This is a genomic window from Bacillus sp. D7-8, assembly GCF_052055895.1.
GTDB classification, from domain to species: Bacteria; Bacillota; Bacilli; order Bacillales; family Bacillaceae; genus Bacillus; species Bacillus velezensis.
Map to the genome: position 1 here is coordinate 3,609,683 of NZ_CP179922.1, position 24,105 is coordinate 3,633,787.

Genomic DNA, 24,105 nt, shown 5'->3' on the forward strand with positions numbered 1-24,105 from the left:
TTTATCTACAATAAATCTTTCTGATCCACCTTACGGTAAGAAAGATAACCCACTAAAAAACCAAATAAACAAAGTATAATTGGAATGATAATAAATTGACTTAAACTGACTGTTTCTCCTCCGTCGGAAACTGTTGCATTGATAAAGACCCCGATTATGACAGCCCAAGTGATTGTAGCAGAAGTTGATTTTTTTCTCATGCCGAAAAATAAAGGAATCAGACTCACTCCTCCCATCATAAAAGCGGTGAGAAGAGTCGATGGCATAGCGGAAATAACTTCACTCATTTCAACAGGCTTCTCGAATAAATATAAGTGCGGACTCACGAAGAGAATTAACAAGTTAATAACAAACGTAGCAATAACAATACTTACAAAGCAGAATAGGAAGACAATAGATAGTTTAGCTTGCATTAATTTTTTTCTTTGTAAAGGATAAGTAAACAGCAATTGTATTGTTTTATTTTTATATTCATCAATAACTAAACGGGATAAAATCACAGCAGAAAAACTAATAAACACAATTCTAATTAAAATATTAGTTAGAGATATAAAATCTGCATAATCACGAAACATAAGTTCATTTTCATTTTTAGATTCCCATCCCATAAAAGCCGCTAAGGCAAAGATGATGAATATCCAAAGTGCCACCCATTTAAAATACTGTGATAAGTGATGTTTTTTGTACTCTAATTTCATAAGTTTTAACATGCTAATAGCCTCCAGCAGAAGAATTTAAGACAATGCAAATAGGTGCATAACACAGACGGGCAATCTATCTAATGTGTATTCCCTCCCCATTCATAGAATTTAAGAAGTATTCTTCTAAAGAACTGTGTTTTTTATTTATACTTTCTATACCAATGTCATTCAGAATAAGTGCTTTAGAGATTTCTTGTTGTGTAACTGCTGTTTCATAGATACGAATTAATTGCTGATCAATCATTTTAAAATTTCTTATCCCCAGATTTTGCTCTAAAATATATAACGCTTTTTTTATATTTTGGACTTTTACCTCTATATACTCTGTTTGTTTTCCGTTTATACTCTTCATAGAAACTTCTTTTATTAACTTGCCATTCTGTATGATACCAACAGTATCTGACATTTGTTCCATTTCGGCTAAAATGTGACTGGAGACTAATAATGTAATTCCATATTCTCTGCAAAGTAATTTAAAGAGATCCCTCAACTCTTTTATACCTATTGGATCCAGGCCATTAATCGGCTCGTCTAAAATGAGAAGTTCTGGTCTTGTAGAAATAGCTCTGGCTATTCCTAACCTTTGTTTCATTCCTAAAGAAAACTCTTTCACTTTTTTATTATCAATATTATGTAACTTTACAAGCTCGATGGCGTGGTCAATGGATTTTTTATCGTAATAGCCCATATATTCACAATGGAAATCTAAATTCTCTTTAGCAGTGAGGTTGTCATAAAAAATGGGGTATTCAATAATGGTGCCCATTCTTTTTAAAACTTCAAATGACGTATCTGTTAATTTCTCACCGAAAATTTCTATTTCCCCACTTGTTGGCTTGATTAAATTTGTAATCATTTTCATAATGGTTGTTTTACCTGCACCATTGGGACCCAAGAATCCATAAATCTCCCCTTTTTTCACGTGCATATTAACCCCGGAAACAACTTCTTTTCCTTTAAATGTTTTTGTAAGCTGACTCGTTTTTAAGATGTATGTCATTCGCTTTCCCCTTTCCATATATACTCCTACTATATAAAGGAAAGTTCTCTTTTCTCTTAAGCAAATATTACTTTTTTCTTAAGATTTTTCTAATTAAATCCTATCCCCATTCTATAAATCATTTTTTGTTTTTTTAGGATGCATGATGTCCGTAGGATAAGAAAGGGAGGATCTCTTAAATTTCAGGTCCCTAACTGACCGCCATCTTCCAAGACATTTTTGATGAAATTGCTCTTCAGGCCAGCAATCATGATATAGTGGGCGGTCGTATCTTATTCACTGGCTCCACTCATATCAAAGTCAATAAAAACACAAAAACGAAGACATCCGCTGTCTTCGTCTTGTGCGCTATCGGTGAGCCGTCTGCCAGTCAAATCCGATGGTGTCATCATTCCACGGGATTCTTTTTTCGTCAGGCTGATCCGGATTGTAGGACATTGTCGTGAAATAAATAATGGTCAGCGGGGTTTCGCCCAGCACTCTGTACCCGTGTGCGACGCCTTTGGGAATGAGAAGGAGCATCGGATTGTCTTCTCCCATGTAGTAGACATCCGTTTCTCCCTTGGTTGCAGACTCTTCGCGAAGGTCATGCAGCACGACCTGGGCGTGGCCCGTCGGAAAAAACCATAGGTCATCCTGTTTCTCATGATAGTGAAATGCTTTAATGACGCCGGGATAGCTTTTGGACCAGGAAGCCTGCCCGAAACGCTCTAAGAGATGTTCATCGTCACGGACGAGTTCTGAGAAAAAACCCCGGTCATCGCTGTGTTTGATCAGCTTTTTGACTTTTACGCCTTCGATCACTTGCACTGTCCCTCCCTTTGTAAATAATCATGCAGCGCTTCCCGCCAATGCCTCATGCCGAGCCCCTGCCGTTCAATCGACTCAAGACTCAACACCGAGTAAGCGGGGCGCGGCGTCTCATTTCCGTATTCCTCCGTCGTGACGGGCAGCACGGCGGCGGTTCTGCCGCTTTCTTCAAAAATAGCCTTGGCAAATTCATACCAGCTGCACACTCCGCTGTTTGCGGCGTGGTATAAGCCCGGCGGCCTGTCAAACAGACCGATCACCGTTTCGGCTAAATCTTTTGTATACGTCGGTGCGCCGACTTGATCGTTAACGACACGCACCTGATCATGTGTATCCGCAAGCTTCAGCATCGTATTGACAAAGTTGTGCCCGCCGCTGCCGTACACCCACGATGTTCTGATAATGGTGTGGTTTTTTCCCGTCAACCGGATCAGTTCTTCGCCGAGTTTTTTGCTTTTTCCATAAATTGTGCCCGGATCTGCGGGATCATCGGTCTGGTATGGCCGTGTTCCTTTGCCGCTGAAGACGTAATCGGTGCTGATGTGAATGAATTTCGCGCCGGTGTTTTCAGCCTCAAGCGCGGCATAATAAGCGCCGATTCCGTTTATTAAATACGCTTTGTCGAGCTCCGTTTCACATTTGTCAACGGAGGTGTATGCCGCCGTATTGACGACGATATCCGGCTTGTAATGGCTGAACGAGTGCCGCACCGAACGCTGGTCGGATATGTTCATCATCGCTTTTGTCAAGGCGATCACTTCATACCCTTCCTGCTTCAGCTGGCGGCATAACTCCCGCCCCAGCTGGCCGGCCGCTCCGGTTACTAATACCTTCGTCAATCGGATCCCCTTCTTTCCGATTAGTCTTGGCTGTCTGTATACCAGCGAATGGTTCTTCTCATTCCTTCTTCAAATGTGACGTCCTGCCGCCATCCCAGCTCATTTTTCAGCTTTGAAGCATTGATGGCGTAACGGCGGTCATGCCCTTTTCTGTCTTCGACATGAGCAAACCGTTCCTCGACACCGAGCTCCTTCATGATAAATGACGCAAGCTCTTTATTCGTCCGTTCATTTCCTCCGCCGATATTGTAAATGTCACCGAGTGTTCCTTTTTCCAGCACGAGCTTAATGGCGCGGCAATGATCTTCGGCAAACAGCCAGTCTCTGATCTGCATCCCGTCGCCGTACAGCGGAACCGGCGTGCCGTTTACGGCATGCCTGATAATGGTCGGAATCATTTTCTCGTGATGCTGGTACGGCCCGTAATTGTTGCTGCACCTTGTAATGATGGCAGGAAGCTTATGGGTTCTCACATAAGACATGACGAGCAGGTCTGAGCTTGCCTTGCTGGCCGAATACGGATTGTTCGGAGAAAGCGGCGTCGTCTCTGTAAAAGCGGGATCATCCGGCGCCAAATCTCCGTACACCTCATCTGTGGAAATGTGAATCAGCCTGCCGGCTTTTCCCTGTAACACCGCGTCCGCCAGTCGGTATGTGCCCATCACATTTGTTGTGATAAACGGCTCTGCCTGATTTATGCTTCTGTCCACATGGGATTCAGCCGCAAAATGAATGACAGCGTCATACATTTGGGAAAAGACTTTGTCAATGTCCTCTTTTTCAGAAATGTCACCTTTGATAAAACGGAAACGGCCGTTCTTTTTCAAGGCTTCTATTTCAAGCGGCCTGCTTGCATACGTGAGATTATCCAGGACGGTAATCTGCGCGTCCGTTTCTTTCAGCATCATCTTTGTAAAGGTAAGGCCGATAAATCCGGCGCCCCCTGTAATTAAATATGATTTTGGCATGATTAATGCTCCTGTCCTTTCTGTAATGCCTGATGCGCCAGGCTTCCGGCGAGGTAGAGCGATTCATGCGTACCCGCATCCACCCACCAGCCCGTTAACACATCATACGTCAGCTCACTGTGTTCAATGTATAAATTATTGACATCCGTAATTTCCAGTTCGCCGCGTTTTGAAGGGGAAATTTGTTCAATATAAGAAAACACTTCTGCGTCGTACATGTAGATCCCTGTGACGCATAGTCTGGTCGGCGGCTGCTCCGGCTTTTCAATGATCGACTTGATCCGTTTGTTTTTCTCATCAATCTCGGCGATGCCGAAGCGCTCCGGATCGTCCACTTCTTTCAGCAGCACTTTCGCTCCTTTTCCCTGCTTTGCGAAACGCTCCGTATAAGGTTTTAATGAATCTTCAAAAATATTATCTCCCAAAAGCAGAACGAACGGATCGCGCCCGGTAAATCGCTTTGCGTATGATAAACCGTCGGAAATGCCGGATGCGGCTGGCTGAACCTGATATGTGATTGAGACGCCGAGCTCTTCTCCGGTTTCGAGAAGTTTATGAAATTGCGGAATATATTCTTTTTGCGTAATCAGCAAGATATCTGTAATCCCCGCTTCTTCCAGCTTCATGACCGACCAGTAAATCATCGGATATGGACCGACAGGGAGTAAATGCTTATTGACCGCTTTTGTCAGCGGCATAAGGCGTGAGCCGGTGCCTCCGGCTAAGATAACACCTTTCACATGAACACTTCCTTACGTGTGGTTTTATCACAAATCATAAAGAATCGCCGCCGCCCGTTTGATGCCCCTGCCGTCAACCAGCGGCTTTCCGTTTTGATGAAGTCCGGTCCGCAGCGGATAATCAGCGGCCATGTCAGACATATGCCGTGCGAGAACGTCCGCTGATATGCCTTCACCAAGGCCGAGGTGAACGGCGGCCCCCCGTGCGGCGAATTTTCCCGCCGTCTCAGTTTGATGCTCCACTTGAGAAAGTACGATGCAGGGCACACCTGTACAAATGGTTTCATATAAAGTGATCCCGCCGGACACGACGGCCATATCAGCCCTCGAAAGAAGCGCGGCCATGTCATTTGTCTGCCTTACCATCTCGGCATAAGGCATTTGTGTAAGATGCGCGCGCACGTCATCAGCATGAGGCGCGGCGCCGCCCATGACGATGATCACTCGTTTTCGATGAATGTCGGGGATGCGGCGGCATGCTTCCATCACTTTAAAGACAAGCTTCTTCGGGTCGCTTCCTCCTAATGAAACCAATATGGTCCGGCATTCTTTTCTCAGCTGATAAAGCTGTTTGGCTTTTTCAAAACCCGGATGAAGAATCATATATTCCGGGCCTTCATATACCGCGGCGCTGCCCATTTGAACCGTCCGGCTTTTCAGCCCTCCGTAAATGCCGTTTATAACGGCATCGCATAAATGAATGACATGTTCCCGTTTTTCTTCAAATAAGACGATGCGTGCCGATGAATGCTTTTTGACTTCCTCTAACCAGTCACACGGCATATCGAGCAGATCGAATATGAGAAGGTCAGGAGCCTGCCTGTTTATTTCCCGGACAATAAATTTCTTCTGTTCCTTGTCAGGCTTGATGATCACTTCCCATTGATCAGAAGACAGATAAGAAGAAGCCTCTTTATTTGTGTAGAACGTTATTGAGCAATTGTTCTTAATGGCACCGGCAAGCAGCTTCATCCGGACCGCGTGCCCCATGCCGATGTCACGGCCCCCGTCCGCGAAAATCAAAATCCGCATGCTAATCAGCCTCTTTTTGCCGGATCATTTGATTAATGGCCCTGAGCTCCGGATCACTATTCAGCAGATGGATCAATTCTTTTGCCGGAATATCAGGACGCGAGCCCGCTTTTACGTACAGCTCGCGGGCCAGCCTGTAGTCCTCTTCTGTATCGACGGTCATCCGCAAGTGAGGAGCCCGGAGTTCCTGCGGGGGCTCAGGAAAGAGAAGCCGGTACTTCTCAGGAGATTCTCTTATTAAAAGCGTGACATGCTCCTGGTATTTGTCCGCCAGCATTTTGTCGGCATTGATCTCCGTTAAAAGTCGCGCGTTTACCGCCTCGCCGCCGATGCCGAGCGGTGTACCGCAGATATACGTGTAGTCTGCGTGCTGATCTAAATGCGATTGAATCAGAAAATCAAGCAGCGAAGGATCGACAAACGGGTTATCCCCCGTCAGTCTGACTGCGATGTCCGGTTTTACTTGTTCGATGACTTGTGCAAACCGGTCAAGCACACACTGCTCGCTGCCGCGGTGCACACGGTAGTTCTTGCTGATGCAGTGCGCAGACAGAATGTCGTCGGTCTTGCTGTCAGACGAGGCGACGATCAGATTATCCCGCGATTGATCATAATACGCGCTTTGCCGAACCCTTTTGACAATCATATCGAGGATCGTATACCCGCCGATCGGTTTCAGCACTTTACCGGGAAGACGCCCGCTTCCCATCCGCGCCTGAATGATAAACAAAATGTCAGTCATCATATGGGCTGCCTTTCGTCAAAAGGTCATCCCAAGTGATGCCCGTGTCGGCGGGGATATCCCTGACCGCACGCGCGCCGTCAGTTAAAAGCTCAAAATATCTCGGGTGAAGCCCCTGCGGTTTTTGGCCGGGACGAAGGACGGCAAGGTTTTCCGCCGTAAAACATTCGCCTTTTTGAATCGGCGCTGTTGAAAAAATGCCTCTGTAAGCGAACCTTCTGATATCCCCTTCAATCGGTGTCGTCGTTTTATGGGAACTTCCCGACAGCACTTCCGGCACCGGAGCGTGATGCCCCTGCCGCAGCTCCGCTTCAACTGAGCGGATCGCCGCAACCATTTCTTTTAATTCATCCGGATTGAGGGCGAAGGAGTGATCAGCACCGGGCAGGTTTTTATCGATCGTAAAATGCTTTTCAATCAGTTTCGCTCCGAGCCTGACAGCCGCGCACGGCACATCATACGGATGGGCGCTGTGATCGGAGAAACCGATCACAGCATCCGGGAATGCGGCGGCAAGCATGGGAATGACGCTCAGATTGCTGTATTCAGGCGGCGCGGGATATTTCGCCACACAATGCATGATCGCAATTTCTGTGTTCCCCTCGCCGGTAATGGTTTGATAAGCCTCCTGAATATCTGAAATATCAGCACCCGCGGTGGAAAAGATAATCGGTGTCTTCAGCCCCGCGACATATTTCAATAACGGCAGATGATTCAGCTCGTAGGAGGCGATTTTAAAGGCTGAAGGGGAAGTCGCATACAGTAAGTCGGCAGAGCCTTCGTCACAGACCGTGCTTAAAAACAGCACGCCTTTTTTCTTACAATATTCAAGCAGCGGTTCGATCCATTCGGCGGGCATTTCCATTGATTGCACCAAAGAAAAAATAGAGACGTTTTTTCCCGCAGCGGTTTTGTACAAGCCGGGGTCTTTCTGATACATTTTGTCAGCCTGAAACATTTGGAACTTGACCGCGTCCGCGCCGGCCTCACTGGCCGCATCTATCAATTCAAACGCCTGGCTCAGTTTTCCGTCATGATTAATTCCGGCTTCGGCGATGATGAATACGGGCGAACCTTCGCCGATTGACTTCGTTCCGATTTGGCATGATGCCATCAGTCCGCCTCCTTCCCGGGCCACACATGATAGTAGTAATAGGACGCATCCGCTTTAAATCCCATTCTTTCGTACAGGCGGATGGCTCTTACATTGTGGAGCTGCGTTCCCGCTGATACAGTCTTATGCTGAAAGCGCAATGATTGTTCAATCACGTGCGCCGCTAAATGGAATCCCGCTCCCTTTCCTTCAAATCCCGGCTTTACCGCCATCAGATCAAGGACGAATTCATCGCCTTTAGACAGCCCCTGAACAAAGCCCACAGTCTCTCCCTTATATGTGGCGGCGAATTGTAACGAAGCTCTGCCTTCCGCGTTATTCCGCGCCCACTCTTCAAACAGGAGGTTTGCACTTTCATAGCTGAGATGGGGGTCTTGATAATACCTGCTTTTTGTAAAGGCGTCGCGGGCCAGCCGGCTGATCGCTTCCGTGTCGCCGGGTCCGGCTTCCGTAATCTCAAACGGCGGCGTGCTGTTATATACACGCACAGGACTGACGAGCTTGAGCAGACTCCCTACAAAATAAGCGTTCGGAAGCTGCTGAACGACCTGCATCGCGCCGATATCTTCAGCCGGTATTTTAATAAATATAAAATCAGTGCCTGCCGCCCGCCTTGCCGCGTAAAATTCCTGAAACAGCCTTTTGAGCTGTCCGGCGCTGTTTGCGGCTGCAAGCTTCACATTGATGATATTTTTTCGGAACAATTGACTTTCCCACGAAGAGTTTTCATATAAAATCACGCCTTGAAGGCTGTTTTCTTCCAATAAACAGAGCGACGATTCATAGGCTTCCGGCTGGATGCCCTTCTGATGCAGGAAGGTATGAATCATGTCCTGCGCAAGATTTTCCCTCAGTCTGTACACCTAATCAGCCCCTTTGACGATATCCGTAACGGCTGCAATGACGTATTCAACGTCGTCATCTGTCATTGACGGATAAAGAGGGAGTGACACGGTGCGGTGATAATACGCGGCCGCGGCCGGAAAGTCAGTTTCCTTATACCCGTACGTTTTTTGATAATACGGATGGAACGGAACCGGAATAAAATGAACACTTGTGCCGATATTATATTGGTCTTTTAAAGCGGAAATCAGATCGTTCCGGCTGACCCCGGCCTCCTGCTCCTCTATTTGAAGAACATACAGATGCCATGCATGCCGCCCGTCATCACTGACATGCGGGATGGTCAGCCCTTTCATGTGTCTGAAGGCGTCCTGGTAGCGGCTCGCAATGTCGGCTCTTCTTTGCTGCATGCTGTCAATCCGTTTCAGCTGATGAAGCCCAAGCGCTGCCTGAAGATCAAACATATTCATTTTATAGCCGGGCGTTTCGACCTCGTAGTACCAGCTTCCGTTTGAAGAATAGCGGTTCCACGCGCCTTTGCTCATGCCGTGAAGGCTGAGCACCCTGATCTGATCGGCAAGCCCGTCATCGTCCGTCGTCAGCATGCCGCCTTCACCGGTTGCCAGGTTTTTTGTCGCGTAGAAGCTGAATGCCGTCGCATCGCCGATTGATCCGATCATTTTCTGTTTGTAAGTGGTATACACGGCATGTGCGGCATCCTCTAAGACAAATAACTGATGCTTTTCGGCAATGGCCAGAATCTGATCCATATCACACGACTGGCCGGCGAAATGAACGGGTACAATCGCTTTTGTCCGCGGGGTGACGGCCGCCTCAATTTTTTCAGGGTCTGCATTCAGCGTAAGCGGATCGATGTCAACAAACACCGGAACGGCGCCTGTGTGCACGATTGTATTGGCTGTTGAACTGAACGTCACGGCAGACGTGATGACCTCGTCGCCGGGACCGATCCCTTTCGCCTTCAGGGCCAAAAACAAAGCGGCGGTACATGAGTTCAGCGCGATCGCGTGCTTTGCCCCCGTCCAGGCGGCAAAAGCTTTTTCAAACGCCTCTACTTTCGGTCCCTTTGAAAGCCAGCCCGATTCAAGCGTATCAATAACCTCCTGAATTTCGTCCTTCCCGATCATGGGCAATGAATAGGGAAGAAAAGCTGATCTTTTTTGCACCATTTTCTTTGCGCTCCTATCTTTTTTATGAAGGGTCAACCCGTCTAAAGCTGACTCCGGTTTTTTCCTGAAGCACTTGGCATAAAGCGGCAAGCGAATCCTGAACCGGGTAGTTCGCGGCGACAAAAGCACGGCGCGCCTGTTCCGCTTTTTGATATTCTGCGGGGCTTTCGCATATCCGGATTAATTCCTGAGCGAGTGCCTGCGGGTCCTCAAAGACAAATTCTCCAAGTGAGTGATAATAAGGGTATCTGCGGGTTCCCGCTGATTTTCCGATCAGCACGGGCTTTTGAAACAGCATCGCTTCAAGACCGACCGTTGATGTCTGTGTCACTGCAGCGTCAACATACGGGAGAATATCATACAGCTCCATCTCTTTTTTGATGATTTTGCCTGCTTTATATTTCCGCAGCAGCTGATTGTAAGCATCCAGCTTGTTTTTGCCGATTTCCCACGGATGCGGTTTAATAATGAGCTGCATGTTCTTTTGGCCGGCAAGCTCTTCAAGCACGCCCGTATAAAATTCATCAGAAAACGGCTGCGTGGCGATCAGCACCGTCCGCTGTGACGGGAGAAAAGAAAGTTTGCGGTAAAACGTGTCCTGATCTATCGGCTCTCTTGAGAAAATCTCGTCGAAACGGGGATGCCCCGTGATGATGATTTGTTCATCCCTGCAGCCTTTTGCTTTATACCACTCCGCTTCATAAGCCCCGAATACGGCCTGATAGTCCGTAAACACGGGCAGAAACGCTTCATCTCCCATGAGCGCTCCGTGCTGAAGACAGATGCTGACGGCGTTTTTTTTCGCGGACATCAGCGCCAGCACACGGCTGTAAATATCCTCCGTCGTGCCGACTACAACGGCGGAAATCTTTTCGGCCGTAAACAAAATATCAATGGCGTCAATCGCTTCAATAAATAATGGAATGTCTTTATACAAACGTTCCTGAAATTCTCTGTTTCCGAAAGCGGGATGGCTGTGAAGCTCTTTCAGAATGGAATGGGCTTTTTCAATATAAGGGACGGGGTTCCCTTTTTTCCCCATTCCCGTCAGCTCCAATTTGCAGATAACGGGCAGCCCGTAATGGTCAGGCAGACTCCATCTGGCCAGTACCGCTGTTTTTGCCGGATCAAACTGCCGGTAGTTTCCCTCGGTGAACCGAAGATGATCGAAATGCAGAATGACTTTTCCGTTTACCGGTTTCTCATCTGTTTTCTTAATGTTTTGCCTTTTTTGATCATAATATGGCTGTATACCGGCTTCAGGAATATGCTGATCAGCCGGACCGAAAAGCTCTGGGTTCTGCTCCATGCTCTCCCGAAGCGCCGGACTGATATATTGATAAAAATTACTGATCAATGCGAGCGGGATGTCTTTGTAGCGAAGTGACTGAAAAAGGTCAATATACTGCCGGTACAGCACCCAATAATTCGCTAAGTATGCCGACAAGCCCTCACCCCTTTCCAAGCTTTTTTAATGATTCCCTCAGCTCCCGGCACGTGGTCTGCTGCGGAAGGCTGTTCACAAACTCGTTTTTCTCCGCCGCGAAAAGCTGATAATGGATGGATTGATCGGTAATATAATTGATATCAAGCTCCTCAGAAATCGGGTAAAACGGATAAAAATGATTCACTCTCCAGAAGAAACGGGCGTCACCGATCCGGTAAAACGCCGGGCTTTCATCCCAATAGGAACCGAATGCCGATTTGACCTGTTCCAGCACGGAAAACCGGTGCATGACCGAACAATGGTCAATGGCGCACGGCGCGTTCCACACGATCCGTTCGGCGGGCCTGGCCGTCTCCTTCACCGTCTCTTTCCGCTGATTCAAATGATAGGTTTTGGAACTTGAATACACGACGGCTTTTTCCGGGTCTTCATCAAGCTCTTTCACCATTTTCTCAAGCCGTTCCGGCACATACGTGTTGTCGTCGGTCGCATACGTCACGTACTCGCCCTCCGCCATTTCTATTGCCTGATTAATCAAGGCGGCGTAGCGTGTTTTTTCCGTTCTTTCTTTGACGCCCGATACATCGCTTTGATAAAACCGGACGCGGTCATCCGTGAGAAAAGGACGTATTTCCGCCAATGTCGCTTCATTTGAGTTGTCATCCATAATGAACAGCTCAAAGTCCGTAAACGTCTGAGACAGAATACTTTTAATAGAGCGGGCCACATAGTCACTTTTGTTATAGCTCGTCATGATCACTGACACTTTAGGCAACTCGTCACCCCCTTTTCGCACCTGAAACTACCGCTATCATATGTTCCTTATGCGGAAGATGCGCTAGGAATACAGACTATTATGTGAAAAGTCAGCATTGCGCGCACAAAAAAAGCCGGCTCTGATGTCCGGACTCATTGGAGCGTATTTTCTTTTTTCGCATAAATCTTTCTTTGGGCTCATATGGTGGAATAGATAAAAACAGCAGCCGCTCTGTCGGCTGTCTGATACTTGTCAGGAGGTTTCAGCATCAAGAGGTTTTCATCAAAGGAGGAACAATATGAAACCGAAAAAGAATCAATATCAGCAAATGCAGGGGATGGGGATGGGAATGGGAATGGATATGCAAGGATACCAGCCGCAGCTCGGGCCTAATCCTTATCCGCAGCCTCAGGGCCAAGGATCACAAATGATGCCGATGCAGCAGCAAATGACAATGCCGATGCAGCAAGGACAGCAGAGCTTCGGCGGGGGGTTCCCCGGCCAGCCGCAGCAGCAGGGCGGCGGCAGCTTTCAGATTCCGTCAGGTCCATCATCGTCACAAAACGTTCCCGGCATGCTGCCGATTGAAGAGTCATACATTGAAAATATTCTGCGGTTGAACCGGGGCAAAACGGCGACGATTTATATGACATTTGAAAACAGCAAAGAATGGAATTCAAAGATTTTCCGCGGTGTGATTCAGGCGGCGGGACGTGACCATATCATCATCAGCGACCCGAAAACGGGCACCCGCTATCTGCTTCTGACCATTTACCTTGATTACATCACGTTTGATGAGGAAATCGCTTATACTTATCCGTACTCCATGTCTTCTTATTCTCCGAGATAAATCAAAAAGCCAATCGCTCACTTGACAGAGGATTGGCTTTTTTTCTTTATAAATATTTGACGGCCGCGACGATAATCATAATCCAAGAGATGATAAACGCCACGCCGCCGAGCGGTGTAATCGCGCCGAGAATGGAAATCTGCGTCACGCTCAATACGTACAGGCTTCCTGAAAACAGAACGATGCCCGCAAACATCAGCCAGCCCGCAACAGAAACACTGCCTGCGCCAGAAAGCTTTTCGGCCAAAAACGCGACAACCAAAAGACCGAGCGCGTGATACATATGATATTGCACGCCTGTGTGCCACACCTGCAAATATTTATCGGGGATTTTCCCTTCAAGCCCATGCGCGCCGAAAGCGCCCAGCGCCACGGCCAATAAAGCGTTAATCGCACCAAGAATAATAAACACTTTCATCTATTTTTCTCCCGCCTTTTCGTTAAAGTTTCCAATTCAATCATAACCCAACATCGGCAAAATTCAACGTCCGCCGTCCGATGACACGAGATTGTCGGATTTTTTCTTTTTGATAAGCTGGATTCGGTCAATCGCTATCGCCAGCAGCGTCCCGAGCACAAGACCGTTGCTTAAGAGCGAAATCAGTATCGGATGCATTCCCGATAACGCGCTCTCTGGCACAAACATCACACCGACTCCCGTCAGGAGCGCCAGACCGATAATGGAACGGATTCGTTTTTGCTCCTCTCTCTCATAAGAGTCAAACTCCGTAAAGGCGAGACCGGCCATCGTGGAGAAAACGACGAAGTTTACCGCAAAGCCGACCGGTGAGGGCAGACTCGCAAACGCATTCATAAATAGCGGGATCATACTGATGATCACGACAAATACACTTCCCAAAAGAAACGGCTTTTTCGAAGGAAGCTTTGTCGTCTCAATAAAACCGGCCGCCCCTGAAATCGGTACAGGCGCAATGCCCCCTGACAGTCCGCTCAAAAGGTGGCTGATCGAAGCCGCAAACCCAGCCGGACGCTCACGCCGCTTCCCGACGGTGCCGCCGAATTTTTTCACCGCCGCTTCTACAACCCGGATGCTCGCGAGCATATTGACAATCAAAAGCACGGTAATGAAAAGTGACGTAATGATCAGGCCGCTGTCAAACACGGGTTTTCCAAACGGAAAAAGAGCCGGCAGCTGAATCACGCGGTCCGGTATTTGAATCGGTTTGGCAGCGCCGAAGACGGCGAATAAGATCCATCCGCCGGCAAGCGAAAGGAGAATCGCATACTGTCTTAAGAACGTAACATTCGATCGGGACATGATGAACATCGCCGCCGTCACAACCATGGCGAGCCCGAATACAAGGCCGTCGACGCTGTTTTTTAAATAGCCGATGCCCAAAAGGCCTTTCACAATCGGCTGACTCAGCTGCATGACCAACAGCAGCAGATACACACCGGTCACAACCGGCGTAAACAGCACGGCCAGCCGTTCAATCACTTTAAAAAGGCTGAACAAAAAGAAAAAGACAGCGCTTAATAACAGCGCCCCCTGCAGCGCCCGCAGCGTCTCGCCGAATGTCGCGAACACCGTGCCAGTCAGTCCGCCGTAAATCGTGTATACGCCCCACCATAAGCCTGCCGGGCTTTCATTAATCGGCAGACGATGTCCCTGGAGACATTGGATGACCGCGGCGACGCCAAGCACAAAAAATGTGCTCTGAATCAATGCGGCAGAATCGGCATGGTTCAAGTGAAATGATTGTGCGATGGCGACAGGAACCACAATCGCAGCCGCAATCATAAATGCCGTCCATTGCAAACCCCCGAGTATCAGTTTCAAGTCAATCAACCTCTCCTGTTAAAAATCGAAAATGGAATCCCCGTTTCCGTCTTCCTCACGTTCGTCTTTCGCTTTTTTCTGATATTGGTTCAGCCCGGCGCTGCCCATCATTTTTTCAAGCAGCAGCGGGTCTGTCGAAGGAGACGCGGAAGGTTTCGGCGCCGCTTTCGGAATCGGATTCTGCACAGGCGCCGGAGCGGTGTGCGTCTGAGTGCCGAGCACGACATCACACAGAGAGCGGATGGCGGCCGCGTGCATTTTGACCTCCTCGGTGCGGGTCGCCGTTTTCGCCTGCCTCAGTTCTTCTTCCATCTTCTGAATCAAAGCAGAGATATGTATGTTCATGAGTAAATCCTCCAGCAGTAATTTGTCTTCTTCCTGCATTTTATCAAATTTCTGAGCGAATCGCAGAATTGAGTTTGTTATTTTTTCTGACGGCATACCGCCCTGAACGTCAAAAAAGACGCTTCCGCCGGGCGGAAGCGCCTCAAAAAAACCGTTTATTGCGGCAGGTCGGGGATGCACCAATCGATCGGCTGCTCCCCCATTTTTTCAAGGGCGGCGTTTGTACGGGAAAACGGTCTGCTCCCGAAAAAACCGTTCCTTGCCGAAAACGGGCTCGGATGAGTCGATTCAATAATAATGTGTTTCGATGTGTCAATGCGCTCTTTTTTCATCTGCGCGTGACGCCCCCATAGGATAAAGACAATCGGCTTCTCTCTTTCATTCACCACATCAATGATGCGGTCAGTGAGCCGCTCCCATCCCTTGCCTTTGTGGGAATTGGCCTGACCGCGGCGAACCGTAAGCACTGTGTTTAACAAAAGCACTCCCTGCTTCGCCCAGCTGACGAGCGATCCGTGGTTTGGTACGGAGCAGCCGATATCGTCCTGAAGCTCTATGAAAATATTTTTCAAAGACGGCGGCTGCCTGACCCCGGGCTGAACGGAAAAACTAAGCCCGTGCGCCTGTCCTGGCCCGTGATACGGGTCCTGTCCGAGAATGACCGCTTTTACATCCTCATAGGGCGTATAATGCAAGGCGTTAAAAATATCATGGCTGTCAGGATAAATCGTTTGGCTGCTGTATTCTTGTTTCAGCATTTCTCTCAGCTCTTGATAATACGGTTTGTCAAATTCATCTTTCAGCTGATTCCACCAGCTGTCTTTTAAAAGCTGTTTCAAACTGTCCGTCCCCCTTATGAACTGTGCAGTCTTGAATGGACGGGCTTTCCGTCCCACACAATGTCAGTCGGCGCCTCCCGCCTCTTCATGTCCGGCTCTTCAAGAAGAACCGCGAAGTTTTTCGTCGGGAGCTCCCCAAGCCTGTGCTTTTCGCTTAACCGGTCTAAGTACCGCTTCCGTTTGCCGCCGAGATCCGCGGACTGATTGCCGCCTCCCTCAAAAAACGCATATATGACGCTCGCGCAAGGAACACGCTTCACACGGTGCTGTTTTGCGGCGCGCAAATAAAAGTCCCAGTCCCAATAATTATGGACATCCGGATCAAAATACCCTAACGTGTCATGCAGAGAACACCTGTACATGCTGCCTGACGGAACGTACGTGGAAAATACCCGCATATCCGCATAATCCGCCGTATAGGCGAAAGGCTTTCGTGACACCGGGTATCTCGTGCCGCCCCGTTCTTCAAATGACACAATTTCCGCGTCAGAATGGACAAAATCCGCATCAGCAAGTGCAGCCGCCATTCTTTCCAAATGGCCCGGCGTAATGAAATCATCATCATCGCACAGCATGATACAATCACCCGACGCTTTTTTCACACCTGCGTTCCGCGCCTCCACATGTCCGGCATTCTGTTCTAAATCAATAATCTGAATCGGCAGATCGCTGTACAGCTGCTTCGCTTGTTCGACCGATTCCCCGGCATCATTTACAATGATCACTTCATAAGGCTTTATGGTCTGCATGGAAATCGACTCCAGCAGTTCACACAAAGCCGGAATCCGGTTATACGTGACTATGACAATTGATATATTCATGACCCGCTCCTTCTGCTTTTTCTCATGTTCTATTAAAACATAAAGCGGCGGAGAGATCAGGGGGGATTTTTGATTTCGGCCCATTCAGAAACAAATCCAGGTCATGCCCGCCAGCAAAACGAGAATGATCAGAAGGTCTCCCCAAACAGTGCATACCGCCTTGGCATTAAGTCTGCCCGCCTCCATGGCGTTCCAAAGTTTTGATTGATAAACAGGCACCAACACCATCGCATAGCATGTGCACAAGCAGACAAAAGCCGGCGGGACAAGCGCACATCCATCCTCATGCCAATCATGAATCAGTTCCGGTATACTCACCCCGCTGTCAATGTACAAGTATAATATACCCGCCAGCGGAACGAGCGAACTGATCTGCAGCTCGAAAAGTTTCACCTTCCACTCACGCGCAAACGAAACGGCCCAAATCCATCCCAGCGCATAAAACAATAGAAGAAGCAAAATACTGAAAACAACAAAAATAGCGTCTTGCATCCCATTCAGAACCATAATAAAAAGACTTACAACGGGCAATGCAAGAACCAAGCCGCAGACGGTAAATACGGTAACGGCTATTTGGGCGCACGCGCCGTACATCCACGAACCTAATCTCATTTTAACACCCCTATATAGATTCCCTATGTATATAGTGAAAAAGATCAGGCAAGCCTCTGCCTGCCTGCGTAAAAACCTATTTTGCCGCAAAACGGAAAACATACCGTCACAACGGCGCATACTGCCGCAAAACTCGGTGTGACCGCCGAAGGAAACAGCCCAGCCGGAACCAGATTGAACAAAAAGACAAACATAAAACATAGATTCGGCACCATTGAAGCCCATACCGTCCGCTCAGCAAGCTTTTTGCCGCCAGCCCCGAACTCTTTGCCAGCTTGATAGCCGATTTGGAACCAATACAGCACATAACCGATCATAATCAGCCATACTGACACGGAAATCCCTTTCCACAGCGCGTCAACAGCGGGATGAATCCTCCACGCGTGCATCATCGTAATCATCGCCCCCATCACAAAAAGACCGCAGTTGCAGAACAGATAAAAGAGCATAAAAGTCCGCGCGGGCACCGCCGAAGCTTTTTGAAAAGCAGAGATAATCTCAGACGGAGTCCCTACTTCCCGCAGAATAAGCTCCATCGCTTCGCTTTCGGTTTTGCCTTTTTCCAGATGATCACAAATGGCATGATGAATATGGCTTTCGATTTCTTTTAATAATTCACGGCTTCCGGACTTGCCTTCCAGCCCTTTTCTGATTTCCTGCACATAAAGGTCTTTATCCATTCTGCCCGCCCCGCTTCAGCATCCGGTCCATCAGAGCAGAGAACAGATTCCATTCCTTCGTCCGTTCGGCTAGAATGTTTTTTCCTTCATCGGTGATCCGGTAATATTTTCGGTCCGGCCCTTTGGTCTGCTTTTCCCAGTAAGAAGAAATATAGCTTTGGCGTTCAAGCTTATGAAGCGATGGGTACAGCGTGCCTTCCTTCATTTGCAGTTCATTCCCGCTTCTTTTCTCCATTTCTTTCACAAGTTCATACCCGTACATGGGCCGTTCATTCAGCAGCGTCAGCACCAGAATGACCGTGCTCCCCTTTACAAGCTCCCTGTTGAGCATTTATTTTCTCACCCTTACCTAGTAATCTTATGTAGGTATTGTACGCACATCCCCCGCGGCTGTCAAATCATTCCTCCAAGCCTTCCGTATTGTGATCGGAAGAAAATCTAACTATAATGAGATATAAAACACTGATGGAGGCCATTGATATGTCAATGCACAAAGCACTTACTATTGCCGGTTCTGATTCCAGCGGCGGCGCAGGAATTCAGGCCGATTTAAAAACATTTCAAGAAAAAAACGTATACGGAATGACGGCTTTGACCGTGATCGTAGCGATGGACCCGGAGAACAGCTGGGATCATCAAGTATTTCCGATCGATGCCGATACGATTCGCGCACAGCTGGCGACGATTGTTGACGGAATCGGCGTAGACGCCATGAAAACGGGAATGCTCCCTACCGTGGAGATCATAGAGCTTGCGGCGAAAACGATTAAAGAAAAACAGCTGAAGAATGTCGTTATCGATCCTGTCATGGTCTGCAAAGGAGCGAACGAAGTGCTGTATCCGGAGCATGCCGAAGCGCTTCGCACCCAATTGGCGCCTCTGGCAACCGTCATCACGCCAAACCTGTTTGAAGCAAGCCAGTTGAGCGGTATGGATGAATTAAAAACGGTGGAAGACATGAAAGAAGCGGCCAAGAAAATTCACGAACTCGGCGCGAAATATGTATTGATTACAGGCGGAGGCAAATTGAAACATGAAAAAGCGATCGACGTGCTGTATGACGGAGAAACCGCGGAAGTATTAGAAAGCGAAATGATTGATACACCTTACACGCACGGAGCCGGATGCACATTCTCCGCCGCCGTGACGGCAGAACTGGCCAAAGGCGCTGAAGTGAAGGAAGCCATCTATGCGGCAAAAGAATTTATCACCGCGGCAATCAAAGAATCCTTCCCGCTGAACCAATACATCGGACCGACTAAACATTCGGCGATGCGTCTTAGCGGAAAATAAAATAAATATCCCCCTCATTACCCGAGGGGGATTATTTCATTTTTTTCGCGGATGACCGCAAAAACATCTCAATAGACTGCACAAACAGCGCATATTCCTTCATCTGTTCATATGTATGCATCAGCCGATCACTCCATTCATTGTGAGGCTCAGCTCTCTTGAGCATGCGATTCAGCTGAAGCAATACTTCTTTATATTCTTCCCGCTTATCTTCCACTTGCTCTGCGGCTTTGACAAGTAAACATTTCGGCGTCATCTTCTGATTTTTCAAAACTGAGAAAACAACTCCTTTTATTCCTGGAATCATAGGCTTTCGTTTGAAGAATAGCACAGATGGCATAGGTTTCACATAAGAAAAAAGAACGATTTTCTACAAAAGTGCCCAAATTGATCCATTTATTTCCGTTTTTCCTGCCGAAGTGACGGTTACGTCATCATTTCCCGGGAAAGGAAAATATCTGGCACTGAATACCTCTTCTCCATCATTCAAAAACAATTCAATCGAGGATGCATCCAGAAAGAGCTGCACGGAATGCACCTCGCTGATGGCGCAGCTTCTCTTTTCTTTTTCTTCTCCGCTGAAAGCGGTGCGCTCCAGCACAGCCAGCCCCTCTTCCTGATGAAATATAAACCGGGCTGCGCCCCGAATTGAGATTTCAAAACCGGATTCGCAAGTGATGTCCTCCAGCAGCACTTCAGCCCGGGACGCATCTTTCACCGGGAGGCTTACAGACGAGCAATTCAATTGAAGACGGTGCTTTTGTTCATCCTTGCGGCGTGATTTCATTTCCGAAAGCGGGCGCTGTATGATTCTGCCGTTGGACAGTGACAGCTGTCTCGGCATTGTTAAGCAGTGAATCCAGTGATACGCATGGGTCGGATGTTTGTCCTCATGCTGATCCGGAACGCCCATCCACGCGAACAGAATTCTCCGTCCCTTATCATCTTCCAGCGTCTGCGCCGCGTAAAAGTCAAATCCTCTGTCAAGCTCCGTAAATTCACCGTGCTTAAATTCTGGCGGCTCTGTATGCAGCCTGCCGAGGAAATAGCCCGCCTGGTGGCTGTTATGATATTCTATCCCGTCGGCTTCAAGCCCCTGCGGACATACGAGCAGCACGTCGGTTCCGTCAAGGGAAAACAGGTCGGGACATTCCCACATATAACCGAATGACCCGAGACCGCCGGAGTCCGCTCCCGCAATCGAACCGAGAAACGTCCAATCCGTCAAGTTCTCTGATGTGAACAACACAGCGCTTCCGGTGAGCTTTTCTGTCTGCGCGCCGAGCACCATGTAATACGCTCCGTCTTTCTTCCAAACCTTCGGATCACGGAAATGAGCGGTATAGCCTTCCGGGAGACGCGCGACGACTCCTTTTTTTTCAAATACGATCCCGTCTTCGGATACGGCGAGGCATTGATATGTTTCCCGATTGCCTTCTCCGTCACGGACATTGCCTGTGTACATCAGGCAGAGCCGCCCGTCTTTTTCGATGGCGCTTCCGGAATAACAGCCGTTTTTGTCATACCACTCACCCGGCGCAAGCGCGATTTCTTCCTCTTTCCACTCAACGAAATCCTTCGTCGTCACATGCGCCCAAAATTTCGCGCCGTGCCCCGTATGAAATGGCTGCCATTGAAAAAACAAGTGATATACGCCGTTCCATTGGATCACGCCGTTCGGATCATTTAAAAGCCCGACCGGCGGCATAATATGATAGTTCTGGCGGTATGGATCTGACGCGGCTGTTTCTCCCCGCTTCTTTTTCGCTTCCTCAGCCTGCAGGCGCAGCTCTTGATCCGGTGTCCTCATTTGACGGCCTCCTTTTCTTTAGCTCCCATAATGTAAGCGGCAATAAACGCCGAGACAGAGGCGATGCCCATTCCGATCAGATAGTTTATAAGATTTCCTAAACCGAGCGGAGCCGTGATGGCAATCATCGGAATTCCGGTCAGACCGTAGGCATTGGCGGCGACACCGGTCACCACGACATAGGCTCCGCCCAGCGCTCCGCCGATCATTCCCGCGATAAACGGCTTGCGGTATCTTAGGTTCACACCGAAAATGACTGGTTCGGTTACACCGAGAAAAGCGGAAAATGCGGCCGGCAGAGCGATTTCTTTCATTTTCGCTTTTTTCGTCAGAAAAAATACAGCCAGTCCCGCCGCGCCCTGAGCGACATTCGCCATCGACCAGATAGGAAGGATATAGTTTCTGCCCAAATCAGCGATGAGGCCGGCCTCAATCGCATGAAAGCTGTGATGCACACCGGTAAGCACAATAAGCGGATAAAGACCGCCGAAAAGCAGTCCGGCAACAATGCCCGCATGATCATACACATATGTCAGCGAGACGGTAATGCCTGATCCGATCGCCCTGCCAAGCGGACCGATTGCGATAAAGGTGATAAATCCCGTGACAATCACCGTGACAAACGGCGTGACCAATAAATCGAATGCGTGAGGCACAATTTTTCTCGTGCCCTTTTCCACTTTGCTCATAATGTAAACGGCTAACAGTACGGGGATGACCGTCCCTTGATAGCCGAGCAGCGCAATGTCGAAGCCGAAAAGCTGCATAAAATCAGGCGATGCATCCGCAAGCCCCCACGGATTCAAAAGCGCCGGATGGATCATAATTCCCCCGAGCACGGCACCGAGATAGGCATTACCGCCAAATTCCTTCGCCGCGCTGAACCCGATGAATACGGGCAGGAAGATAAACGCCGCGCTTGAAAACATGTCTAAAAGCTTAAACAGCGACGATTGTTCAGACACCCAGTGAAAAGCCTTCATCATGCCGAGCAGCCCCATTAAAAGTCCGCTTGCCACGATAGCCGGAATGATGGGAACGAATATGTTAGACAGTGTCTTCGCAAATCTTGCGGCCGGATTCAGCTTTTTTTTCGCTGCGTCCTGATGTGTCTCACGATCCTCCCGCCCCAAATCGGCTTCTTTTGAAAAAGCGTCATACACTTTATTCACAAGGCCGGTGCCGAATATAATCTGATATTGCCCCGAGCTGCTGAAAGCCCCTTTTACGCCTTCTATTTCTTCAATGCCGGCCTGGCTGATCTTCTGTTCATCTTGAATGACGAGCCTGAGCCGCGTCGCGCAATGTGTCGCGCTGATAATATTTGATTCCCCTCCGATATGCTTGATAAGCTGTTTTGCCGTTTCTTGATAATTCATGATGTATCCCCCTTTCTAAAATCAAAAAAGACCTAAAATTCGCCAACGAAAAAGGTCAGCATGATCCCTTTTTCATGTACGCAAATTTTAGGTCTTGCCTGCATTACCAGTCACAATCCCGCCGGATTCAGTTTTTTTAATGCGCTTTCATTCTATTTCATGATAGCGCTTTCGTCAATATGTTTTCAAAAAAAAAAGTCTGTTTCTCGAAACAGACGCGTTATTCCGGGTTTTTTTGCAGACGCTGGACATGCAGCGTAATATAGCCGGCCTCGGATTCCGGCAGTTCCAAATCATATTCATTTTTTAAAAACGCCGCCAGTTCAAGCGCACACCGATAAGCAAACGGATACTTTTTTTGGATGAAATAAAGCATCTCCTCGTCCATGGAATGGAGTGCTTCATTTGAGTCCAACCGGCTGACCGCATACCGTAAGTGCGTGACGAGGCGCTGATAGGAAATACTGTCTTCATCCACCTTCTGTTCGAAAAAAGATTCGATCTTTTCGATCATTTCTTTGATCATGGTTGTATGCTTCATCGCCGAATACATGCTTTTGGCATCCGCCTTGGCAGTGTGGATATGAAGCGCGATATACCCCGCCTCATCATCAGGCAATGATATACCGAGGGTTTGTTTCACGTGTTCAACCGCCCAGCGGCCGATCTCATATTCTTTTTTATAAAGCGCCTTAATTTCATGAAGCAATCGGTTATGCACCTGAAGGCCGTTTTGAATCCTTTCGATCGCAAAGGATAAATGGTCCGCCAGCGCAATGTGGATGTGATCGCTCAAAGGTGCCGCAAGCTCTCCCTCCGCATGGCTGATGATATCTTCAGCCGCCTCTATATGCTCTTCGGGAAGCGTTTCTAACACTTGTTTGAACTTTTCATTTTCGTCGTGCACGACAAATATTTTTTCAATTTTATGTTTTTGAATCACATCATTTTTTCTCTTTTGAAAAGCGATTCCGGGACCCATTACGATCTTTTCCCGTCCGTCTTCTTTTATTAACGCCGCATTGTTATTTAATACTTTGTCTATTCTCAAGAGGTTCGCTCCCGTTCATATGTTTAGTGGGATTGTACCCTCTTTTTCATATGATGTAAAGTTGCCGGACCCGCGCGCTCCCGTTTCGGCAATTCTTTGCGAACAGGCATCCATCGGTTTTTATCCAGCCTGCCGCGGGCCGATTTCGTTTCATCGGTCAAATCCGCCGATCGGACATGGCTCACAAACGAAAAAGCCCCAGCCGTCCGCTTCGCTTTCTTATGATAAGCCGCTTGGTTTCCGTACACGGCAGCTAATGGATATCTTCCGTTACCCGGCGCCATCCAGTTCATCAGAAAGACCATCCACACCCGTAAAGATACTAGCAAACGTTTCATTGCAAATCATCCCTCCGCTTCTTTTTGACAGACAGCTTGTTCGCAGGCCTGTTTTTCTCTCCGCTTTAACGGAAAAGGCGGCCGATCCTTCTCCGCTAAAAAC

The 24,105-nt window shown here is 48.3% G+C and carries 28 protein-coding genes; 2 read left to right on the plus strand and 26 right to left on the minus strand.

Features of this window, described 5'->3' with window-relative positions; translation table 11 throughout:
- Nucleotides 1-5: 5 nt before the first annotated feature.
- From ACKTRM_RS17845 to ACKTRM_RS17905, 13 genes are all read right to left on the minus strand, one after another.
- Nucleotides 6-710: an ABC transporter permease gene (locus tag ACKTRM_RS17845; RefSeq protein ID WP_012118718.1), complete on the minus strand. Its 705-nt coding sequence runs from the start codon at nt 708-710 to the stop codon at nt 6-8.
- A 64-nt stretch (nt 711-774) separates the two neighbouring features.
- Nucleotides 775-1,701: an ABC transporter ATP-binding protein gene (locus ACKTRM_RS17850; RefSeq protein WP_025285446.1), complete on the minus strand. Its 927-nt coding sequence runs from the start codon at nt 1,699-1,701 to the stop codon at nt 775-777.
- Nucleotides 1,702-2,049: 348 nt separating this feature from the next.
- Nucleotides 2,050-2,505 carry a dTDP-4-dehydrorhamnose 3,5-epimerase family protein gene (locus ACKTRM_RS17855; RefSeq protein ID WP_015240798.1) on the minus strand — a complete coding sequence of 152 codons (456 nt, stop codon included), beginning with the start codon at nt 2,503-2,505 and terminating at the stop codon, nt 2,050-2,052.
- Entirely contained in the window at nt 2,502-3,350 is an 849-nt protein-coding gene (rfbD, locus tag ACKTRM_RS17860; RefSeq protein WP_012118721.1) for a dTDP-4-dehydrorhamnose reductase, read from the minus strand. Before rfbD ends, ACKTRM_RS17855 begins: the two co-directional genes overlap by 4 nt.
- 20 nt (nt 3,351-3,370) lie before the next feature.
- Nucleotides 3,371-4,318 carry a dTDP-glucose 4,6-dehydratase gene (gene rfbB, locus ACKTRM_RS17865; RefSeq protein ID WP_007407684.1) on the minus strand — a complete coding sequence of 316 codons (948 nt, stop codon included), beginning with the start codon at nt 4,316-4,318 and terminating at the stop codon, nt 3,371-3,373.
- 2 nt (nt 4,319-4,320) lie between these two features.
- Entirely contained in the window at nt 4,321-5,058 is a 738-nt protein-coding gene (locus ACKTRM_RS17870) for a sugar phosphate nucleotidyltransferase (RefSeq protein ID WP_012118722.1), read from the minus strand.
- Between the two features lie 27 nt (nt 5,059-5,085).
- Nucleotides 5,086-6,090, minus strand: coding sequence for a PseG/SpsG family protein (locus tag ACKTRM_RS17875; RefSeq protein WP_012118723.1), 1,005 nt, complete (start codon nt 6,088-6,090; stop codon nt 5,086-5,088).
- 1 nt (nt 6,091) lies between these two features.
- On the minus strand, nt 6,092-6,832 hold the full coding sequence (locus ACKTRM_RS17880; RefSeq protein WP_023357183.1) for a cytidylyltransferase domain-containing protein: 741 nt from the start codon (nt 6,830-6,832) through the stop codon (nt 6,092-6,094).
- Nucleotides 6,825-7,946, minus strand: coding sequence for an N-acetylneuraminate synthase family protein (locus tag ACKTRM_RS17885; RefSeq protein ID WP_012118725.1), 1,122 nt, complete (start codon nt 7,944-7,946; stop codon nt 6,825-6,827). The genes ACKTRM_RS17880 and ACKTRM_RS17885 overlap by 8 nt, the downstream gene beginning before the upstream one ends.
- Entirely contained in the window at nt 7,946-8,809 is an 864-nt protein-coding gene (locus ACKTRM_RS17890; RefSeq protein WP_012118726.1) for a GNAT family N-acetyltransferase, read from the minus strand. Before ACKTRM_RS17890 ends, ACKTRM_RS17885 begins: the two co-directional genes overlap by 1 nt.
- The gene (locus ACKTRM_RS17895) at nt 8,810-9,979 is read right to left on the minus strand and encodes a DegT/DnrJ/EryC1/StrS family aminotransferase (protein ID WP_012118727.1); all 1,170 of its coding nucleotides are present in this window, start codon (nt 9,977-9,979) and stop codon (nt 8,810-8,812) included. It lies immediately after the preceding gene.
- Nucleotides 9,980-10,001: 22 nt separating this feature from the next.
- A complete protein-coding gene (locus tag ACKTRM_RS17900) occupies nt 10,002-11,426 on the minus strand; it encodes a capsular polysaccharide export protein, LipB/KpsS family (RefSeq protein ID WP_012118728.1) in 1,425 nt (474 codons plus the stop codon).
- Nucleotides 11,427-11,430: 4 nt separating this feature from the next.
- Complete coding sequence (locus tag ACKTRM_RS17905; protein ID WP_003150972.1) at nt 11,431-12,201, minus strand: glycosyltransferase family 2 protein; 771 nt, start codon at nt 12,199-12,201, stop codon at nt 11,431-11,433.
- 280 nt (nt 12,202-12,481) lie between these two features.
- On the opposite strand from ACKTRM_RS17905, the gene gerQ reads away from it, so the two are divergent.
- Nucleotides 12,482-13,033: a spore coat protein GerQ gene (gerQ, locus tag ACKTRM_RS17910; RefSeq protein ID WP_007407693.1), complete on the plus strand. Its 552-nt coding sequence runs from the start codon at nt 12,482-12,484 to the stop codon at nt 13,031-13,033.
- Nucleotides 13,034-13,079: 46 nt separating this feature from the next.
- Here gerQ and ACKTRM_RS17915 read toward each other — a convergent pair whose 3' ends face one another.
- The 8 genes from ACKTRM_RS17915 to ACKTRM_RS17950 all read right to left on the minus strand — a co-directional run bounded on the left by ACKTRM_RS17915 (nt 13,080) and on the right by ACKTRM_RS17950 (nt 18,462).
- Complete coding sequence (locus ACKTRM_RS17915) at nt 13,080-13,451, minus strand: DUF423 domain-containing protein (RefSeq protein ID WP_012118729.1); 372 nt, start codon at nt 13,449-13,451, stop codon at nt 13,080-13,082.
- Nucleotides 13,452-13,514: 63 nt separating this feature from the next.
- Nucleotides 13,515-14,834: a purine/pyrimidine permease gene (locus ACKTRM_RS17920; protein ID WP_012118730.1), complete on the minus strand. Its 1,320-nt coding sequence runs from the start codon at nt 14,832-14,834 to the stop codon at nt 13,515-13,517.
- 18 nt (nt 14,835-14,852) lie between these two features.
- Nucleotides 14,853-15,275, minus strand: coding sequence for a YwdI family protein (locus ACKTRM_RS17925; RefSeq protein WP_015387535.1), 423 nt, complete (start codon nt 15,273-15,275; stop codon nt 14,853-14,855).
- A gap of 59 nt (nt 15,276-15,334) precedes the next feature.
- The gene (locus ACKTRM_RS17930) at nt 15,335-16,018 is read right to left on the minus strand and encodes a uracil-DNA glycosylase (protein WP_012118732.1); all 684 of its coding nucleotides are present in this window, start codon (nt 16,016-16,018) and stop codon (nt 15,335-15,337) included.
- Between the two features lie 14 nt (nt 16,019-16,032).
- Nucleotides 16,033-16,839 (minus strand): glycosyltransferase family 2 protein, encoded by an 807-nt coding sequence (locus ACKTRM_RS17935; protein WP_012118733.1) that lies wholly within the window; start codon nt 16,837-16,839, stop codon nt 16,033-16,035.
- 84 nt (nt 16,840-16,923) lie between these two features.
- On the minus strand, nt 16,924-17,451 hold the full coding sequence (locus ACKTRM_RS17940) for a hypothetical protein (protein ID WP_012118734.1): 528 nt from the start codon (nt 17,449-17,451) through the stop codon (nt 16,924-16,926).
- Nucleotides 17,452-17,495: 44 nt separating this feature from the next.
- Nucleotides 17,496-18,131 carry a permease prefix domain 1-containing protein gene (locus tag ACKTRM_RS17945; protein WP_023357186.1) on the minus strand — a complete coding sequence of 212 codons (636 nt, stop codon included), beginning with the start codon at nt 18,129-18,131 and terminating at the stop codon, nt 17,496-17,498.
- Nucleotides 18,124-18,462: a PadR family transcriptional regulator gene (locus ACKTRM_RS17950; protein WP_003150960.1), complete on the minus strand. Its 339-nt coding sequence runs from the start codon at nt 18,460-18,462 to the stop codon at nt 18,124-18,126. The genes ACKTRM_RS17945 and ACKTRM_RS17950 overlap by 8 nt, the downstream gene beginning before the upstream one ends.
- A gap of 149 nt (nt 18,463-18,611) precedes the next feature.
- Between ACKTRM_RS17950 and ACKTRM_RS17955 the strand changes: the two genes are divergently transcribed.
- A complete protein-coding gene (locus ACKTRM_RS17955) occupies nt 18,612-19,424 on the plus strand; it encodes a bifunctional hydroxymethylpyrimidine kinase/phosphomethylpyrimidine kinase (RefSeq protein ID WP_003150959.1) in 813 nt (270 codons plus the stop codon).
- A gap of 31 nt (nt 19,425-19,455) precedes the next feature.
- On the opposite strand, the gene ACKTRM_RS17960 is transcribed toward ACKTRM_RS17955, so the two are convergent.
- From ACKTRM_RS17960 to ACKTRM_RS17980, 5 genes are all read right to left on the minus strand, one after another.
- Nucleotides 19,456-19,731, minus strand: coding sequence for a hypothetical protein (locus tag ACKTRM_RS17960; protein WP_042635591.1), 276 nt, complete (start codon nt 19,729-19,731; stop codon nt 19,456-19,458).
- 63 nt (nt 19,732-19,794) lie between these two features.
- Entirely contained in the window at nt 19,795-21,234 is a 1,440-nt protein-coding gene (locus tag ACKTRM_RS17965) for a sucrose-6-phosphate hydrolase (RefSeq protein ID WP_012118736.1), read from the minus strand.
- Entirely contained in the window at nt 21,231-22,613 is a 1,383-nt protein-coding gene (locus ACKTRM_RS17970) for a sucrose-specific PTS transporter subunit IIBC (RefSeq protein WP_007614557.1), read from the minus strand. Before ACKTRM_RS17970 ends, ACKTRM_RS17965 begins: the two co-directional genes overlap by 4 nt.
- A 220-nt stretch (nt 22,614-22,833) precedes the next feature.
- Nucleotides 22,834-23,664 (minus strand): PRD domain-containing protein, encoded by an 831-nt coding sequence (locus ACKTRM_RS17975; RefSeq protein ID WP_012118737.1) that lies wholly within the window; start codon nt 23,662-23,664, stop codon nt 22,834-22,836.
- A 23-nt stretch (nt 23,665-23,687) separates the two neighbouring features.
- Complete coding sequence (locus ACKTRM_RS17980; RefSeq protein WP_012118738.1) at nt 23,688-24,002, minus strand: hypothetical protein; 315 nt, start codon at nt 24,000-24,002, stop codon at nt 23,688-23,690.
- Between the last annotated feature and the right edge of the window lie 103 nt (nt 24,003-24,105).

Excerpts from the sequence above, each read along its gene's own strand:
- ACKTRM_RS17845 (WP_012118718.1), bottom strand. The coding sequence starts at position 710 with ATGTTAAAACTTATGAAATTAGAGTACAAAAAACATCACTTATCACAG.
- ACKTRM_RS17850 (WP_025285446.1), bottom strand. The coding sequence starts at position 1,701 with ATGACATACATCTTAAAAACGAGTCAGCTTACAAAAACATTTAAAGGA.
- rfbB (WP_007407684.1), bottom strand. The coding sequence starts at position 4,318 with ATGCCAAAATCATATTTAATTACAGGGGGCGCCGGATTTATCGGCCTT.
- ACKTRM_RS17875 (WP_012118723.1), bottom strand. The coding sequence starts at position 6,090 with ATGCGGATTTTGATTTTCGCGGACGGGGGCCGTGACATCGGCATGGGG.
- ACKTRM_RS17880 (WP_023357183.1), bottom strand. The coding sequence starts at position 6,832 with ATGACTGACATTTTGTTTATCATTCAGGCGCGGATGGGAAGCGGGCGT.
- ACKTRM_RS17885 (WP_012118725.1), bottom strand. The coding sequence starts at position 7,946 with ATGGCATCATGCCAAATCGGAACGAAGTCAATCGGCGAAGGTTCGCCC.
- ACKTRM_RS17895 (WP_012118727.1), bottom strand. The coding sequence starts at position 9,979 with ATGGTGCAAAAAAGATCAGCTTTTCTTCCCTATTCATTGCCCATGATC.
- gerQ (WP_007407693.1), top strand. The coding sequence starts at position 12,482 with ATGAAACCGAAAAAGAATCAATATCAGCAAATGCAGGGGATGGGGATG.
- ACKTRM_RS17915 (WP_012118729.1), bottom strand. The coding sequence starts at position 13,451 with ATGAAAGTGTTTATTATTCTTGGTGCGATTAACGCTTTATTGGCCGTG.
- ACKTRM_RS17925 (WP_015387535.1), bottom strand. The coding sequence starts at position 15,275 with ATGCCGTCAGAAAAAATAACAAACTCAATTCTGCGATTCGCTCAGAAA.
- ACKTRM_RS17935 (WP_012118733.1), bottom strand. The coding sequence starts at position 16,839 with ATGAATATATCAATTGTCATAGTCACGTATAACCGGATTCCGGCTTTG.
- ACKTRM_RS17940 (WP_012118734.1), bottom strand. The coding sequence starts at position 17,451 with ATGAGATTAGGTTCGTGGATGTACGGCGCGTGCGCCCAAATAGCCGTT.
- ACKTRM_RS17945 (WP_023357186.1), bottom strand. The coding sequence starts at position 18,131 with ATGGATAAAGACCTTTATGTGCAGGAAATCAGAAAAGGGCTGGAAGGC.
- ACKTRM_RS17950 (WP_003150960.1), bottom strand. The coding sequence starts at position 18,462 with ATGCTCAACAGGGAGCTTGTAAAGGGGAGCACGGTCATTCTGGTGCTG.
- ACKTRM_RS17955 (WP_003150959.1), top strand. The coding sequence starts at position 18,612 with ATGTCAATGCACAAAGCACTTACTATTGCCGGTTCTGATTCCAGCGGC.
- ACKTRM_RS17960 (WP_042635591.1), bottom strand. The coding sequence starts at position 19,731 with ATGATTCCAGGAATAAAAGGAGTTGTTTTCTCAGTTTTGAAAAATCAG.
- ACKTRM_RS17965 (WP_012118736.1), bottom strand. The coding sequence starts at position 21,234 with ATGAGGACACCGGATCAAGAGCTGCGCCTGCAGGCTGAGGAAGCGAAA.
- ACKTRM_RS17970 (WP_007614557.1), bottom strand. The coding sequence starts at position 22,613 with ATGAATTATCAAGAAACGGCAAAACAGCTTATCAAGCATATCGGAGGG.
- ACKTRM_RS17980 (WP_012118738.1), bottom strand. The coding sequence starts at position 24,002 with ATGAAACGTTTGCTAGTATCTTTACGGGTGTGGATGGTCTTTCTGATG.